Origin of the sequence: Bacteroides cutis, assembly GCF_900241005.1 — a bacterium.
Taxonomy (GTDB): Bacteria; Bacteroidota; Bacteroidia; order Bacteroidales; family Bacteroidaceae; genus Bacteroides; species Bacteroides cutis.
The window spans coordinates 23,071-41,165 of sequence record NZ_OEST01000001.1; the positions used below are offsets into that span (position 1 = coordinate 23,071).

Below are 18,095 nucleotides of genomic sequence, written 5' to 3' on the forward strand. Positions count from 1 at the left end.
TCTTCCTGTTACCAACCCGGATTTTGTCCAAACTCAGGATAGAGATATACATCTTTGTCAGGCAACGGAAGCCAATAGTGCTTGGTCCCATAAATCCGCTTCAAAATGGTTTTCTCATCCCAGTTTGCCACACGTGCATTTGCGGGGTCATTTTTCTCATAATAAGTGTCAGTCTCCACACGGTCGAACTCCTGCGAAGTTTTCACATTATAAGGATATTCCGTGAGAAGCAGCCAACGTTGTAAATCATTAAAGCGGAAACCTTCAAAAGCCAGTTCTACAGCACGTTCACGACGTACCTCATCCATAAATTTACGCTGATCACCTACATATGTAGCTGCGACATGGCCTGCTCCACAACGATCACGCAGTACATTGATAGCTTCCTCGGCAGTTTTACTGAAATTCGTGGATTTATAGGATGCGCCGCTGATAGCTGCACCTGCCTCTGCATACATCAGATAAATATCTGCCAGACGCATATAAGCTACATAACTTTGGAAAGCCTGAGCATCCGTATAAGCAAGGTCATGCTTGTTGGCAGTATGCGGTACCAATTTATGGATAAAGTAACCGGTACGGCTTCCCTCTACCACATCTCTCATTTTACCTCCAGAAGAGAGGGTGCAATATCTGAAATCATAATCGGCATGTCCCTTTTCAAGTGCCTTATTCAAATACTTAACACCATCAAACAACACATCGTGATAGAAACGAGGATCACGTCCTTTGAAAGGATGTTCAGGATCAAATTTGGAAGCGTCGTCAGTCAATGGAAGTCCATTTGCCATACCATAAAAGTTCATATAATTGGCTGTAGCCATTTTAATGTTATTACCTCTTACTCCCAAGCCATTCATCTTTGGCCCGTATTGTGTAACAAATCCCCACAAGCTGGTATTATTACTTGTCATCGCACCTCTGAAAATAGCTTCAGTAGAACCAGGTTGTTTCCAGCCTTGCTGAAGTGTATAAAAGAGATCGGTATAGCAAGTGGTAGCAGATTTCGATTTGGCATGATCATAAATATTATCGAATTTAAATTCAACCAATGCATATTGTGTCTTTCCATCTTCCACAAGCGCCAATAGCTCCCCAAAAGCCTCTGCAGCCTTCTTGGCATATTCCTTATCGTAATCATAAGTTTTTGAACCACCCAGCTGAGCGCCATGTACCATCAATGGACTGGCAGCCCAAAGGTATACCTTACCTAAATAGCCCAATGCGGCAATCTTATTGATACGGAGGCCATTCTTGCCTAAAGTGTTTTTACCCGCTTCTGTATCATCCCAATCAATAGGCAACAAGTCGGCAGCCCGACGAAAGTCTTCGGCACAACGATCAGCACACTCTTGATAAGAGAGACGAGGCATAGTAAGCTCTTCACTGGCAGAGAAAGTTCTGTCTACATAAGGTAGTCCTCCTACCCACTGCATCAATTCCTCATGCCACCAAGCGCGGAAAAAATAAAGCTGTCCTTCTATCAGGTTACGTTCCTCTTGTGTAGCATCAACCAGTTTATCCATATTCTCCAAAGCAAGATTAGCTTTACGAATACAATACCAGGCATTCTGCCACAAAGCTTGCATACGAGATTTATTATGCCCATCGAGTTTCGTCGGATCTGCTTTCGAATTCCAAAGCCAAGTTTTACCATCTGTTGACCAAGCTTTGAAATTACCCAAATCGAATTGGTTGGTAAGGCGACCTTCTCCATAACTCACATTCTGTATCTCATCATCGCCCAAGTTATATTCACTCGGCCCGGAATTGGCTTTTTGCTTGTCGGGAATAGCATTGTACATTTCTTCTATATATCCTTGGAAGTTGAAGAAATTCTTAAATGCATCATCACTCGACACAATGGCATCTACTTCCCTGTCCAGATAATCGGTACATCCACCAAAGGAAACCGATGAGCAGACAAGTAGTAAGCCACATAACGAATTATCTAATATTTTTTTAACATTCATAGCAATCATTGTTTATAATGAGAATTTTACACCCAAATTCACACGCTTCATAATAGGATAAGCTCCATAGTTGGCACCAGCACCAGAGAAGTTACCTTCACGGTCATCCGGCATACGCGACCACATCCACAAGTTATTTCCACTTATGAAAACCCGTAGACCGGAAATACCCAATTGACGTGTCAAAGTATTTTTAAAAGTATATGAAACTTCCACATTCTTCAAACGGATAAAAGATGCATCGTATACATATTGCGTACCATTATAAGCCGCTACTTTTGAAGAAAGCCAACGAGGAGTAACAAAATCAGCTGCATCCCCCGTTTCTGACCACCAACTACCAGTATCAAACACTACATTATAACGGTTGGTAAAGCAATCAAGACTTACAGTACGGTTTACATTAGTCACACCGTAGAACTGGGCAAAACAGCTAAAACCTTTCCATTCAAAGCCCACAGTTGCATTATAAGTATTTTGTGGAGTACCGGAATAACCGTAAGGAGCCTGGTCGTCCTGGTCAATTATACCATTTCCATCAAAGTCCACAATATAATAATCACCGGGAATACGGCTGTCGTTATTCGCCTCATGCTTAGGGCTACCATACAATTCATCATACGAACCGATAAAACCTTTATCAATGTAATAACGTCCTTGTCCCATGGAGAAACCGGCATCTTTACGATAACTTGGCAAGAGCGGTTTATCATCCTTCACAATCACTTCATTTTCCGAATGAGTCATGCTTAGGTTAGCCCACACACGCATTTCATTCTTGAATTTTTTATTGAAACGTAGTTCAAGCTCATAACCACGGGTATTCACTTTACCCTTATTGACAGTAGCAGGTTTTTGTCCGTAATATGAAGGAACCGAACGGCTACTACCCCCGATAAGAATATCTGACCGTTTGTCACGGAATACTTCCACACTACCGGCAAACAAGCCTTCGAACAAGGCATAGTCGATACCGAAGTTCAATTTCTTCACCTTTTCCCAGTGTACATCTTCGTTTCCTACGACACTCTCCCTATACCAACTATAAGGACTCTTTCCACCACGTTTTGAAGGATCCATATAGGTCTGCCAACTTTTATTATAAGCCCACTGATCCTGAAAAAGCCAGCGACCACTCACGTTATCGTCACCTATTTCACCATAAGAAGCCCTGATTTTCATCATATCCAAGATTTTCTTGTCACGTAAGAAAGCCATGAACGGTTCTTCACTAATCATCCAGCCAATGGCACCCGAATTAAAGAAAGCAAAACGGTTATCCTTGCTAAATTTCTCCGAACCATTGTAAGCACCGTTGTATTCTACAAAATAACGGCCGGCCCAATCATAAGTTGTACGGAAAGCCCAGTCTTCACGATAGTGAGGGATTTCACTACCTTTGGCAGTTTCCTGACGACTGAACAACCCCATTGCCGTAACACTGTGTTTGTTGAAATCACGTGCCCAGTTCAACTGTAACTGATAGTTCAAATTACGTTGAGTAGAGCCATTAGCCACTGTACCACCTTTGGTTTCCCAGTCCAGAATAGGATACATATCAAATTGATTATTACTGTCGAACGGGAACTGATAAGTTACAAGTCCTGTATCAGGATCAATATATTTACGACGTTGATTCGAGCCATTGTTGGATTGAGGTTCTTCGATACCACGGTCATTTTCTACAAATGTATTATCCCAAGCAATCATACCTCTGATTTTCAGCCCCTTGGTAATGAAATCCAACTTCTGTTCCAACACAAAATCGGTAGTAATACGCGTGGTAGTATGCTGTGCTGCACCACCGGTTGCAATCAAGTCGATGGAGTTGTACATATTGATGTCAGAGGGATAGAACCCCAACGAACCATCACTGTAACGTGGAAGAAAGATATCAGGGGGTGTACGGTATACACCTGCCCATGCACCTGCCTGTTTAGTAGCTGTACCACTGGTAGCACTACTATAATAAAAAGGACGCTCGTTCTGACCGCTGGAACCTGCCACACTCACCTTGAAAAGAGTAGTTTTAGTGATGTTGAAGTCCAGATTACTACGCATATTGATACGATTGTAACCATATCCGTTATCATAACCACGTCCTGTTTCGAACTCACGGAACAAGTCACCCTCATGTACATAGTCAATGGAAGCAAAATATTTTACGAACTTAGTACCACCACTAATATTCATGTTAGCATTGTAAGACATGGCAAAATCTTTGAACAATGCATTCTTCCAATCAACATTCGGATACCGTTCACGTTGTTCCACAGTAGTTTGATTACGGAAATTATCAATAAAATCCTGTGAACGGATATCATTCCATGAGTCAGGATTTAAATTCAATTCATGTTCAATGACCATATTACGAGCCATATAAGCGTCGTAAGAGTCCAATTTATTAGGTATACGAGAAGGTGTTTTAAGTACCGCATTAGCAGATACATTGATTTTTGCTTTACCTTCCGCTCCACGCTTAGTGGTAATCAAGATAACGCCATTAGCACCTTTCACTCCGTAAACAGCTGTAGCAGAAGCATCCTTCAGTACAGACAATGTTTCTACAGAAGCCATATCTACACTGCTCATAGGACGTTCCACACCATCTACCAACACCAGTGGATCACTGCTGTTCCAAGAGCTGGCACCGCGGATTGTAATTTTAGGCTCTTCATCACCCGGCATACCGTTGTCTTGTGCTGTGATAACACCCGGCAGATTACCGGTCAAAGCCGAGCCTATATCTGTGATACCGGCTGCACGCTCCAGTACCTTACCTGTGGTCTGAGTAATAGCTCCTACCACACTAGCTTTCTTTTGCTGACCATAACCCACTACTACCACTTCTTCCAGTTGTTGGGAGTCATCTTCCAGTACAATACGAATAATACCTTTAGAGTTCGCTTTAATTTCTTTCGACTTCATGCCGATGAACGATACCACCAAAACAGAATTTTCTTTAGGGACAGTTAAGACAAAATTACCGTCGATATCAGAAATGGTACCTACAGAATTGTTGCCTTTCAATACGACAGAAGCACCAATAATACTCTCTCCATTGGAATCGACAACCACTCCCCGGACCTGTAATCCTTGCGCCTGCAAATTCAGGCACGAAAATAACATTAACAGAAACAGGTAAGGGATTTTTCGCAATTCTTGTTTCACATCTTTCATTATCTTTCTTTTAAATTAAAATGTTGCATTTTATTTTGAATGTTTTTGTTTACTCAATTGTTATATGTTCCTCATTTCTTCAATGAGTTATAATCAGAGTAAATCATTATATACGAATGTATATTCCCTAAATAGAAAGCTACGAGGGATGGGGAGGTAAGAGGGTGTTTTTCATGTCGGTTAATTTATGTTTAATAAAAATTCATCTTCACAATGCATAGATTTAACTATTTTTTATGCATTTGAATATGCAAATATATGCTTATTATAATATAATAAGTATTATAAAACTACATCAAAACTTTCTCAACTTCCATTTAGGACTACATCAAGAGTTTCACATTAAAATTATATCACGCTGATAAACAATAAATTATCACAAAGTCATTATATATCATCAGAAGTTTAAGTGTTTTTCAGGAAGAGCCACATTTTTTAGTTTATAAATGAACAAAACAGAAGTGCTGCAAAGGTTATTTATTGATAAAGGATAACAGGACTTTAACATAGTTTCATGCAGTATTCTCCTAAGTATTCTTTGGAAAAAACTAAAAAGACACGAATTCATACCTTTACTTATAAGGATGAATTCGTGCCTTGTCTATTCTATCAAGTAAAATATTAATAGTCGAATTTCGTTCGGTTAAGAAAAGCTACGGTTTTATGGATTTCTTTATACATCACAATATCATCTTTCACAAACGGTACTTCCTTACGATATTCGTACAAAAAACGTTCTAATACCGGAGAAGTCTTCAGTGGACGGCGAAAATCAATACCCTGCGCTGCATTCATCAACTCAATGGCAAGAATATGTTCCAAATTGTCCATGATACGATAAAGTTTTGTGGCAGCATTAGCTCCCATGCTGACATGGTCTTCCTGTCCGTTACTGGAAACGATAGAGTCACTGCTAGCAGCATAACAATACATTTTATTCTGGCTCACCATTGACGCGGCAGCATACTGTGGAATCATAAAACCCGAATTTAGACCAGGATTGGCAACCAGAAACTCGGGTAAACCGCGCAACCCCATAATGAGCTGTGCAATCCGACGCTCAGAGATATTACCCAGTTCAGCAAGCGCAATTCCCAAAAAATCATACGAAATAGCGAGCGGTTGTCCATGAAAGTTCCCACCGGAAATAATACGGTCTTCTTCGGGAAAAATAGTAGGATTATCCGTCACTGAATTAATCTCTGTAAGTAAAACAGAAGAAACATAACGGATTGCATCTTTCGTTGCGCCATGTACTTGAGGAATGCAGCGGAAAGAATACGGGTCTTGTACATGCTTGCCAGAACGCGTTATAATCTCACTGTCTACCAACAGTTTACGAAAATTATCTCCTGTTTCAATCTGTCCTTTATGGGGGCGTATCTGCTGGATACAATCCATAAAAGGGTCAATACGCCCATCAAAAGCTTCCAAAGAAAGAGCAGCTATCAAGTCGGCCTTCTTAGAAAGGCGAAAAGCTTTAAGGATAGCAAACACACCATTGGCACTCATAAACTGTGTGCCGTTCAGCAAGGCAAGTCCCTCTTTACTCATCAATTTGACAGGTTCCCAACCGAATTCATCCAGTACACTGATAGCTTCGCGTTTCTTCCCTTTATAATACACATCACCTACACCGATAAGAGGAAGAAAAAGATTGGCAAGGGGAGCAAGATCGCCCGAGGCTCCCAGTGAACCACGGTCATAAACGATAGGCATCACATCGTTATTAAAAAAGTCGAGGATACGTTGCACCGTAATAACCTGTACACCGCTATGTCCCAACGAAAGGGCATGCGCCTTGAGCAACATCATCAATTTAATAATGACGGGACGAATTTCCTCACCCACACTGCAAGCATGGCTTTTGATTAGATTTTCCTGTAAAGTGCCCAGTTCATCCGATGAAATACTTTTACTGCATAAAGATCCGAAACCAGTAGTAATCCCATAAAGCGGTTCTTTTGAGGAAGCAATTTTCTTATCCAGATAATCACGGCATTTCTGTATGCGCAGTTTAGCTTCGGGAGCCAACTCCAGCTTCAGGTTTTCGTTGATAATACGTTCGATAAGGTCGAAGGTAAGTTCGCCCGAACCTACATAGTAGACATTGTTCATACTTTGAGTTCCAGATTGATTTCGTCCAACAATTCTTTTTCTTTCTCACAGGCATGTTGTTCCAGAGCATCAGCTTCGTTTTGCAACTTGGACACAAACTCCTTATCCTTCAGTGAAGCAAGATTGATGCGTACATTCATCAATGCACCAAGCACAGCAGAACGGGCAGCCATCATGGCTACACAAGCATCTGTCACAGCATTCCTATTTCCCAAACGAGCTACATCCATAATGATATTCATCAGCTCATAGGCATTCCGGGCTACCTGCATAGGTATAAGAGCGGCAAACTTGGTAGCTTCCTGGATAGCAGTACTGCGGGCTGCCTTTTCCTCATCACTGGCTTTAGGCATCTTGAAGCAGGCAAATACACTGTCGTACGCTTCAGAATCCCGGTCGATATCTTCTACAAATACATTTTTTGACTGTACTGCAATATCGAAGATATGCCGCATCAGTTCTTCATGAGTTTCATAACCTTTCTTTCCAATAGTAAGACTTGCGACCATCGCTGCCAAGGCAGAAGCAATAGCACCATTCAATGCAGCGACACTTCCACCACCTGGAACAGGGTCACTACCCGCTACTTTATCCAAGAAATCTTTTACAGTTAAATCTACTAACATATGCTTTCAAATTTACTTCCTCATCTCCCCAAAAGAAAAATGAAGATACTTTTGTTTATACTTTCTGATATCCTATCAAAACACCCAATTACCCCCCTTCTCTTTCAAAGGATTGAGAAATAATATCACGATGTTGTATAAAGTACCCCTTCCTTTATCGTTGTACTTACACAATTCATACCAACGTAATAAGGCAGGAAATGATAATTATCCGTATTCAGCACTACAAAATCACCTTTCTTCCCTACTTCAATACTACCGATACTATCAGCACGGCTTAAAGCAGCAGCACCGTTCAGGGTAAGAGCAGTAATAGCTTCTTCAATACTCATCTTCATATAGATACATGCCAACGCAAAAGTCAACGGAATGGAACCGGAGAAACAACTGCCCGGATTTAAATCAGTAGCAAGTGCCACAGCACATCCTGCATCAATCATCTCCCGTGCACGGGCATATGATTCTTTTAGTGCGAAAGCAGTCAGAGGAAGTAAAGTTGCCACAACCCCCTTGTCTGCCATTGCACGGATATCACCGTCGGAAACGTGCAACAGATGGTCGGCAGAGACAGCGGAAAGTTCAGCAGCCAATCCGGCACCTCCCAAGGGAACGATTTCATCAGCATGAAGTTTCAATTTCAATCCCATCTCACGAGCGGCAAGCAGAAGACGACGGGACTGCCCGATGGAAAATACACCTTGTTCGCAGAAGACGTCGCAAAATTCCGCCAAATTATTTTGAACGACACCAGGCATCACCTCACGAATAATGAAATCGAGATACTCGTCAGTCCGTCCACTATATTCTTGGGGCACGGCATGTGCCCCAAGAAAAGTAGAAACGATATCTATCCGTTTGTGCTCATCGTTATTCAAACTACGCATCACACGGAGTTGCAGAAGTTCCGTTTCCCTATCCAGTCCGTACCCGCTTTTACCTTCTACGGTAGTAATCCCCATTGCAGACATCTGTTTAATAAAACCTTCCGCCTTTCCACGCAACTGGATGAAATTACTGTCACGAGTAGCTTTCACCGTACTCACAATACCGCCACCCCGTTCCATAATCGACATATAACTCTCACCTTTCAGGCGCCATGAAAATTCCTCGGCACGTTCACCGCCAAATACAAAATGTGTATGCGAATCGACAAAACCCGGCAATAAACATTTGCCACGGGCGTTGTAATGCCAGTAGCGCCGGTAATAACCATCGCGTTTCTCTCCTCTATTGGGCCCGACGTATGTAATGATACCGTCGGTTACCTCTACCGTAGCATTGTCCTGTATCAGCAATTCCGACATTTCTGTTCCCCTCCGGGCCGAAAAACCGATAGGCGTTACAACACGGGTATTGAATATTATCAGGTTTTCTTTCATTTATACGTATTTTGCAGTTCGTCTATTCTTCCATAATCCTTGCTTCCAATACCTGCTGCATCGAAAAGTTTTCCAATCCGAGGTAATAGGATGCCGTATCGATCAATGCCTCCATCGGAACAAGCCCGATAATTTCGCTACCTACAATGCTGACACCGTAACGACGGGCTTCAATACGTACCATTTCAAAAGCACGGTAAAGAGCAGTACGGGTATAGTCGGTCATGTTAATAGATACTTGGGTGATACCCCTGTCTTTCAGTTCCACTCCCATTGCCTTGCAGTAGCGGAGTCCGCCACCAATATATCGGATTTTCTTGGCAATATCATGCGCAATCTCCAGGCTCGGAGTGTTGAGATTAATGTTATATGCCACCAGCGGCATACGTGCACCGATAGCTACTGTTCCAGCGGTGGGATGTCTTTCGGCCGGTCCGAAGTCAGGTTTCCATTCGGGTAGTTTAATCTTTTCTGCCATTCCCTCAAACTCTCCCTTACGGACAGCCGCAAGATTCTCCCGATGAGACGCCGACGCAGATCTCTCATAAAGAAAAACAGGAAGATTATATCGTTTCGCCACTTCCTCTCCCACTTCTTTGGAAAGTGCAATAGCTTCTTCCATCGTCGTATTCTTGATGGGTATAAATGGAACCACATCTACCGCCCCCATCCGGGGATGCTGTCCCTGATGTACATTCAGGTCGATAAAGCGCACTGCTACGCCGATAGCCTCGAGTACGGCATCCCGAAGCGGTTCAGGCTCGCCTACCACAGTGACAACTAATCGGTTATGGTCTTCGTCGTTACTATAATCCAATAGTTTTACCCCTTGCCTGCCCCTGAAAGGAGCCACTATCCGGTCGATTTTCTGCAAATTGCGCCCTTCGCTGAAATTGGGGACACATTCTACGATTTTATTCATGATTGTTATATTTTTGTTAGATTACACTATCACCCTGCCACATCAACACCTTACGACCTTTGGGTTATGCATTTCTTTATCAGTTCCTCATCCGCCACATATGGCATCGTAATATGATACCCATTTGCATGTGTACGGTTAAATTCCTCACTTGTCTCCATGGCATGTTCGTTCCGTGCCCAGGAACGACGTGCCACACCGCCCATCACATCCCAAATCATAGCCGAACGGAGTATCTCATCCACCCGTTCCGAACCGTCACACACCATACCAAAACCGCCATTGATAGCTTTTCCGACGCCGACCCCACCGCCATTGTGCAATGCAACCAGGCTCATGCCACGTGCACAGTTTCCGGCAAAGCACTGTACCGCCATATCAGCCATCACATTACTGCCATCTTTGATATTGGAAGTCTCCCGGAACGGAGAATCCGTACCGCTGACATCATGATGGTCTCGTCCCAGCATAATCGGGCCGACCTCTCCGTTACGCACCATTTCATTGAAACGCAACGCTATCCGCATGCGTCCTTCAGCATCCTGATATAAGATACGCGCTTGTGTACCTACTACAAGGTTGTTTTTCTCCGCATCCCTAATCCAATTATAATTATCCAAATCTTGTCCGCGACGTGCCCGATCGATACATTCCATAGCCGCATGGTCAGTCTTCACCAAATCTTCGTGTTTACCGCTGAGACACACCCAACGGAAAGGCCCGTAACCGTAATCAAAAAGTTCCGGTCCCATGATATCCTCCACATAGCTGGGAAAAATAAATCCGTCCTTATCATTACCTTCACGCGCAATCTCCGATACACCTGCATCGTAAACAGCTTTCATGAAAGAGTTTCCGTAGTCAAAGAAATAGGTACCACGATCTACCAATGCTTTTATCGCAAGAAAATGGCGCTTCAGCGTAACATCCACTTTACCACGAAACTCTACCGGATTTTCGTGCAGCATCTGTGTACGTTGTTCAAATGTCACCCCCACAGGGCAATAACCGCCATCGTATACCGCATGGCAAGAAGTTTGGTCGGACAGTAAATCGATGGATATATTCTTACCGACAGCATATTCCAGTAAATCCACCACATTACCATGATAGGCGATAGAAATCGGCCGACGGTCACTCATAGCATTCTGCGCCAGTAAAAAAGCTTCTGAAAGCGCCCCTGTAACATGTCCCACCCATCCCTGCCGACGACGGGTTTCAATACGCGAAACATCTACCTCTGCAATGATGGCGGCAGCTCCCGCCATTTCCGCAGCCTTGGGTTGTGCACCACTCATGCCCCCCAAACCGGAGGATACAAAAAGACGCCCGCGCAAATCTCCATCCTGCGGGATACCCAGTTTCAGTCTTCCGGCATTGAGAAGGGTATTGAACGTACCATGAACGATACCTTGCGGACCGATATACATCCATCCCCCAGCAGTCATTTGTCCATAATTGGCAACACCCATCTGCATGGCGGTATGCCAGTCTTGCTGGTTGTCGTAAAGACCTACCATCAGCGCATTGGTTATAATGACACGTGGTGCTTCGGGCTTGGACTTGAACAACCCCAACGGATGTCCGCTTTCAATGACCAATGTCTGTTCCTGTGTCAAGACTTCAAGATATTGCTTGATAAGACGGTATTGCATCCAGTTCTGGCAAACCTGTCCCGTCTCACCGTACGTCACCAGCTCGTACGGATAAAGGGCTACGTCGAAACACAAATTATTGTCTATCATCACTTGAAAGGCTCTTCCCTCAATGCATTTTCCCTCATATTCATCAATCGGTTTCGCTTTAAGGTCGCCTTGCGGACGATAACGATAAGCGTAAATCCGTCCACGCGTACGAAGTTCTTCCATGAACTCGGGAGCAAGGGTTTCATGCAGTTCTTTAGGAACATAACGCAGGGCATTCTTCAACGCTGTAGCAGTTTGCGCTGGGGTCAGGGTGTAACCACGGTCGGGCGCCCGGCGGATACCTTCTATAAAAGTAGGGTAAGCGGGCAAAGTCTTACTCAAAGTAATCTCCATAGTATATCGGTATAAACGGTTACAATTTGTCAACATGCGATAGCCTGTATCTGCCGCAATATAAAAATAAATCCCGATATTCGCAATAGAATACCGGGATTATTTATCATTTAGTCAAAACTCATTCCTAACACATCCGGATGACCATAACGTCATTCATTTACCGGAATGGGTGGACTTGGCTGTTAATTGTCGCAAATACTTTCCGATGACCTCCGCCGATTCACTGGTTTCTTTTGAAAATGCTTGCTGCAAAGCAGGAGTATCGTCCAGCAATTTCATCATCTTGTCTCTTCCTACAAACTCAGCACGTCCGGTTTCGGGGTTAAGTTCATAATAAACACGTGCATGAACCAGTCCGGAAGCATTGATGGCATTTCCCACGTCTCCACCGAGCTTCGCGGCATCAGGTGGCGTGGCGGTACTTGTTGCAACCTGTCCCACAGGTTGTGCACAAAAATAGATCTTATCGCCCACCCACATGGCAGGAGCATACCAATGTCCGAAACGGAAACGCTTATAACGCATCTTACGACAATTGACATACAGTGCCGTGTCTATCCGAACGGCATAACAACGGGATTTCAGATACCGGCAGAGCCCGGAATTCTCATCTGCCGTAATGCGATAATCAGCACCACCCATCAAATAAATCTGATTTTTGGCGCGCTTCTCTACCTTCAGAATGGACACTGTGTCACCGCAGTCTTCTACCAGTTCTTTCAAGTTGGCATACATTATCTGCTGTGCCGCACATGGCAAAGCCAATAATGCAAAAATCACGAACAACCAACGCCTTTTCATATCGCTATCCTTTCTTTTTGAAACTTTACTTTATTGAGCGAAAGGTACATTATTTATTGTTATTCGGCAAGTATACAGGAAAAAAATCTATCAATACAGGGTGAAAAAATATTGTTGCGGACGAGAGTGGAAGATATAAGGCAAGAGGAAGACACAGTCAGAGAACGAAACAATTTCTATTGGGGAAGAAAAAGTGTCCAACTTGTGAATAAGTTATATCTCGCATGCCGGGATGTGTATCTCGCGTGCCGAGATGGTCATCTTCAATGCCAAGATGTATATCTCGCGTGCCGAGATATAACTTTTCCGCAGAATGCATATCTTTGGGTAATAACAGCATCTTACTTTATACCCTATCTCAGTTCATTCTATCCTTAAGAGAAAGCGGGATGTCGCATATTTATCTTATCTTTGTCTTCGTATATAAAAAAAGACAGAAGACAATGAAGGGTAGTATCGAGGAAGTCAGCCATACATACCGCAGTATCGCGGAAAGAGGCCAACAAGAGCTAAATAAGACACAACAGCAGATATATCGTATCGGTACGTTGCGGTTGCTGTTGTTCATTGCCGGTATAGTGGGAATTATCTACTTCCGGTCGGACGGCTGGATGACAGTGGTAGTCATTGTGCTCGTAACGCTGTTGCCGTTTATTCTGTTGATAAAATATCACAACCGCCTGTTCTATAAAAAAGATTATCTAGAGAAGAAGGTTGAAATCAACCGGCAGGAGCTGGCTGCGCTGAATTATGACACTTCTGCCTTCGACGACGGTAAAGAGTTCATAGAACCTGCGCATCTATATACATACGATCTGGATATTTTTGGTCCACATTCGATGTTTCAATATATCAACCGCACATGTACGGAGTTGGGGAAAGAGTTACTGGCAGAATGGTTGGGAAAACATCTGGAGAGGAAAGAGGAGATATTACAAAGACAAGAGGCTGTACGGGAATTAACGCCGGAACTGAAGTTCCGCCAACGTTTCCGCATTCTAGGTTTGCTGCATAAAGGGAAAGTAGCTGATAAAATGGAACTGAAAGAATGGGCAGCAAGTCCAAGTGTTTTCCGTAAAAAACGTTTTCTACGAGTGTTACCCAAAGTGATTGCGGGAATAAATGTGTTATGTATAAGTTTAGTGATTGCCGGTATACTGCCTGCATCATTATGGGGAGTTATCTGGATGATATTTGTGATTGCCAGCTTCGGCTTCACAGGAAAAATTACTAAGATGCAGGCTGTATATGGCAAGAAACTACAAATTTTGGGAACGTATGCGGAATTGCTGCGACTAATGGAAGAACAACCGATGCAATGTACATTACTGAAGGACATAAAAGAAAAAATAGGTGGTGAAAGAAGAAAGGCGTCGCACTCTATCAGCCAACTAAGCAAGTTGATGAATGAATTGGACCAACGAAACAATGTCTTTATGTATATCATTCTTAATGGTCTGTTCTTATGGGAGTTGCAACAAATAATGCGTATCGAGACTTGGAAGGAACAGTATGCAGGCGAATTACCCCGCTGGCTTACTGCTATCGGACAAATGGATGCACTCAATTCCCTAGCTACTTTCGCATATAATCATCCTGATTATATTTATCCGACAATACTGAAAGAAAAGGGATTTCGTTTTCGCGCAAAAGCTTTAGGACACCCGCTGATGCATCGCGACCGCTGTGTCCGTAATGATATCGATATGGAGAAACGACCATTCTTTATTATTATTACGGGAGCAAATATGGCCGGAAAAAGTACGTATCTGCGTACTGTGGGCATTAATTATCTGCTCGCCTGTATCGGGATGCCTGTCTGCGCGCTAAATATGGAGGTCTACCCAGCACGACTTATCACCAGTTTACGCACCAGCGATTCTCTAAACGATAACGAGTCGTATTTCTTTGCGGAACTTAAACGTTTGAAACTTATCATTGATAAATTACAGGCAGATGAGGAATTGTTTATCATTCTTGATGAAATTCTGAAGGGAACTAATTCAATGGATAAACAGAAAGGATCGTTTGCTCTTATCAAACAGTTCATGGCGTTACAGGCCAATGGTATCATTGCCACACATGACTTGTTATTGGGTACACTCATTGACTTATTTCCCAAGAATATCCGCAATTATCGTTTCGAAGCGGATATAACAGATAATGAGTTAACATTTTCTTATCAGCTCCGGCCGGGTATCGCTCAAAATATGAATGCATGCTTTCTAATGAAAAAAATGGGGATTGCCGTCACCGACTAATCCCCAATCTTTACTAAAAACGTGCTTTAATCGTCCTCGTAAATTTACATATTCTTACATCTTAACAAAAATGCAGATACTGCCGCAGCCTCATTATCTGTAAAATAGCGCACGGATGTTATCGGTGTGTATGTATACGGCACAAATTGGAATAACTGTACGGCGGCAAACTTATTATCTTGAGAAAGCATCACATCCATACGTATGTTTCCACTTGCATCACCTTTCACACTAGATTCACAGTCCAACTTTCCGTGTTCAATCATTTCTGTCAACTGGTTCATATATTTCAAGTCAAAGAAAAGGCTATGTTCTTTTGCTACACTCCCAGTAGGAAGATATACAATTTCTTTGGATTTCCAGAACAAACGGAAAACACCTAATAAAACTAATGCCGTACCCAGTACCATTAATGCCATACTGACTGTGGAAGATTTATCACTCATCTCAAAGATGGATGCAAAGATCAAAATACCTACTAACAGCATTGCTACTGAAAGGATAAGGCCAGAAACACTTGTACGCTTTACAATATCGGGATGTTCAGACGCAAAAAGTGTTGCGTCAACAGTTTGAGTTGCCATAATAATTTGTTTTAATGATTTGTTGAAATAAAAAAATAGATCTTTCCTTCTTGCAGAATATATTTAACCTGCACAGAAGAAATAAAGTTTTAGTTCAATAAAATCACTAAATGAGAATACGTCTCAATGTGAATATATAATACTCACACACAGGTTGATAACGATAATAAGCTGTAGAATCAAAAAGTTTCTCCCGATGTAATGACAGAACAGCCTCATACTGGGCTATTTTGTCTATCCAATCTTTTAAAGAAAAAACATACTCTGTAGCAATGGTACGCTGAATACGGGACGAGGTCACTAACTGCGTATATCCTCCATTGACACCTGCCAATTCTGCATCGGGTAAATAAGGCAATTGAGGGGTGGTAAAACATGTAGCTTCTTGCTGGGGACTACCAGTTATAGCTTGAATATCTACAGATTTTTTTCCATTTATCGATTCACTCCCGATAAACGTATCACTCGCTGTCTGCCATAAGGCCAATGCAAGCACCAGAAATCCTATAAACTTTATATATCTAGCCATAACAATATGCAAATATAACGGTTTAACCGATAGATTTGTTTAACGCATACATCTTTTAATATTTGTTGAATGAAATATGCTAAATCCCAATAATAAGGTATGAAAGAGAAAGATACAAAGGAAATAAAAAAAGCCGTCCCAATCGCTGGGACAGCTTTCTATATATAAAAAGAATAGTTGAAATTATTCTGCTTTAGTTTCTTCTGTAGCAGGAACTTCAGCAACCGGAGTAGCAGTTTCTACAGCAGGAGTAACTTCAGCAGTAGCTTTCTTTGAACGACGGGTACGAGTAGCTTTCTTAGCAACTTTTTCCTTAGCCATGTTTTCGTTATAATCAACAAGTTCAATAAAGCACATTTCTGCATTATCACCTAAACGATTACCTGTCTTAATGATACGAGTGTAACCACCTGGACGATCAGCAATCTTCACAGAGATTTCTTTAAACAACTCAGTTACAGCATACTTGTCTTGCAAATTGCTAAATACAACACGGCGAGAATTTGTCGTATCATCTTTAGCTTTTGTAATCAAAGGCTCAACAAACTTCTTCAAAGCTTTGGCCTTTGCAACAGTCGTAGTGATTCTTTTGTGCTTAATCAGAGAACACGCCATATTAGCCAACATAGCGTTTCTATGAGAGGCAGTACGACCTAAATGGTTGAATTTTTTATTATGTCTCATTTTTTATTCTTTATCTAATTTATATTTAGAAATATCAGTTCCAAACGACAGATTCAGACTTTCCAGCAAATCATCAAGCTCGGTAAGCGATTTCTTTCCGAAGTTTCTGAATTTCAGCAGATCCGTCTTGTTGAACTGTACCAAGTCGCCCAAAGTTTCTACATCGGCAGCCTTCAAACAGTTAAGGGCACGAACCGAAAGATCCATATCAACAAGCTTAGTCTTCAACAATTGACGCATGTGCAATACTTCTTCATCAAATTCTTCATTGCCGTCAACATCGTTACTTTCTAACGTAATCTTCTCATCAGAGAAGAGCATGAAATGATAAATCAGAATTTTTGCAGCCTCTTTCAGAGCTTCTTTCGGATGAATGGAACCGTCCGTAGTAATCTCAAGTACCAATTTTTCATAGTCAGTCTTCTGTTCTACACGGAAGTTTTCTACCTGATACTTCACATTACGTATCGGAGTATAAATAGAATCGATAGGAATTACGTTCACGTCAGTGCAATATTCGCGGTTTTCGTCAGCAGGAACATAACCACGACCTTTGTTGATCGTAATATCTATCTGCATAGTTGCCTTTGAATCTAAATGACAAATAACTAATTCAGGATTTAACACTTCAAATCCAGTTAAATACTTACCTATGTCACCTGCTTTAAATTCACTTGAATTCTCGATTGTAATACTTACTTTTTCGCTCTCGAATTCTTCAACTACTTGCTTGAATCTCACTTGTTTCAGATTCAAGATAATGTTAGTAACATCCTCTTTAACTCCCTGAACACTGGAGAATTCATGCTCAACACCGTCTATCTTAATAGTGGTAATGGCAAAACCTTCCAATGAAGAAAGCAGGATGCGGCGCAATGCATTACCTACGGTAATACCGAAACCAGGCTCCAACGGACGAAATTCGAATTTTCCGAATTTTGAATCCGCTTCCAACATTAATACTTTATCAGGTTTTTGAAATGCTAATATCGCCAT

At 42.2% G+C, this 18,095-nt stretch carries 13 protein-coding genes; 1 reads left to right on the forward strand and 12 read right to left on the reverse strand.

Annotated features, from left to right (window positions below):
• Positions 1-8 precede the first annotated feature (8 nt).
• From C1A09_RS00075 to C1A09_RS00110, 8 genes are all read right to left on the reverse strand, one after another.
• Positions 9-1,973: a RagB/SusD family nutrient uptake outer membrane protein gene (locus tag C1A09_RS00075; RefSeq protein ID WP_101542395.1), complete on the reverse strand. Its 1,965-nt coding sequence runs from the start codon at positions 1,971-1,973 to the stop codon at positions 9-11.
• 12 nt (positions 1,974-1,985) lie between these two features.
• A complete protein-coding gene (locus tag C1A09_RS00080; RefSeq protein ID WP_101541742.1) occupies positions 1,986-5,153 on the reverse strand; it encodes a SusC/RagA family TonB-linked outer membrane protein in 3,168 nt (1,055 codons plus the stop codon).
• A gap of 621 nt (positions 5,154-5,774) precedes the next feature.
• Positions 5,775-7,271 (reverse strand): histidine ammonia-lyase, encoded by a 1,497-nt coding sequence (hutH, locus tag C1A09_RS00085; protein WP_101541743.1) that lies wholly within the window; start codon positions 7,269-7,271, stop codon positions 5,775-5,777.
• The gene (locus tag C1A09_RS00090) at positions 7,268-7,897 is read right to left on the reverse strand and encodes a cyclodeaminase/cyclohydrolase family protein (RefSeq protein WP_101541744.1); all 630 of its coding nucleotides are present in this window, start codon (positions 7,895-7,897) and stop codon (positions 7,268-7,270) included. Before C1A09_RS00090 ends, hutH begins: the two co-directional genes overlap by 4 nt.
• Positions 7,898-8,022: 125 nt before the next feature.
• Positions 8,023-9,276 carry an imidazolonepropionase gene (gene hutI, locus C1A09_RS00095; RefSeq protein ID WP_101541745.1) on the reverse strand — a complete coding sequence of 418 codons (1,254 nt, stop codon included), beginning with the start codon at positions 9,274-9,276 and terminating at the stop codon, positions 8,023-8,025.
• A 22-nt stretch (positions 9,277-9,298) separates the two neighbouring features.
• Entirely contained in the window at positions 9,299-10,198 is a 900-nt protein-coding gene (gene ftcD / locus C1A09_RS00100) for a glutamate formimidoyltransferase (protein ID WP_101541746.1), read from the reverse strand.
• Between the two features lie 50 nt (positions 10,199-10,248).
• On the reverse strand, positions 10,249-12,237 hold the full coding sequence (gene hutU / locus C1A09_RS00105) for a urocanate hydratase (protein WP_101541747.1): 1,989 nt from the start codon (positions 12,235-12,237) through the stop codon (positions 10,249-10,251).
• Positions 12,238-12,393: 156 nt separating this feature from the next.
• The gene (locus C1A09_RS00110; protein WP_101541748.1) at positions 12,394-13,041 is read right to left on the reverse strand and encodes a DUF6563 family protein; all 648 of its coding nucleotides are present in this window, start codon (positions 13,039-13,041) and stop codon (positions 12,394-12,396) included.
• A 443-nt stretch (positions 13,042-13,484) separates the two neighbouring features.
• On the opposite strand from C1A09_RS00110, the gene C1A09_RS00115 reads away from it, so the two are divergent.
• Complete coding sequence (locus C1A09_RS00115; protein WP_101541749.1) at positions 13,485-15,302, forward strand: MutS family DNA mismatch repair protein; 1,818 nt, start codon at positions 13,485-13,487, stop codon at positions 15,300-15,302.
• 44 nt (positions 15,303-15,346) lie between these two features.
• Here the strand turns inward: C1A09_RS00115 and C1A09_RS00120 are convergent, their stop codons facing one another.
• The 4 genes from C1A09_RS00120 to C1A09_RS00135 all read right to left on the reverse strand — a co-directional run bounded on the left by C1A09_RS00120 (position 15,347) and on the right by C1A09_RS00135 (position 18,095).
• On the reverse strand, positions 15,347-15,886 hold the full coding sequence (locus tag C1A09_RS00120; protein WP_101541750.1) for a DUF8460 domain-containing protein: 540 nt from the start codon (positions 15,884-15,886) through the stop codon (positions 15,347-15,349).
• A 106-nt stretch (positions 15,887-15,992) separates the two neighbouring features.
• Entirely contained in the window at positions 15,993-16,415 is a 423-nt protein-coding gene (locus tag C1A09_RS00125; RefSeq protein WP_101541751.1) for a DUF8440 family protein, read from the reverse strand.
• Positions 16,416-16,598: 183 nt separating this feature from the next.
• Positions 16,599-17,099 carry a 50S ribosomal protein L17 gene (rplQ, locus tag C1A09_RS00130; RefSeq protein ID WP_101541752.1) on the reverse strand — a complete coding sequence of 167 codons (501 nt, stop codon included), beginning with the start codon at positions 17,097-17,099 and terminating at the stop codon, positions 16,599-16,601.
• A 3-nt stretch (positions 17,100-17,102) separates the two neighbouring features.
• The gene (locus C1A09_RS00135) at positions 17,103-18,095 is read right to left on the reverse strand and encodes a DNA-directed RNA polymerase subunit alpha (RefSeq protein ID WP_101541753.1); all 993 of its coding nucleotides are present in this window, start codon (positions 18,093-18,095) and stop codon (positions 17,103-17,105) included.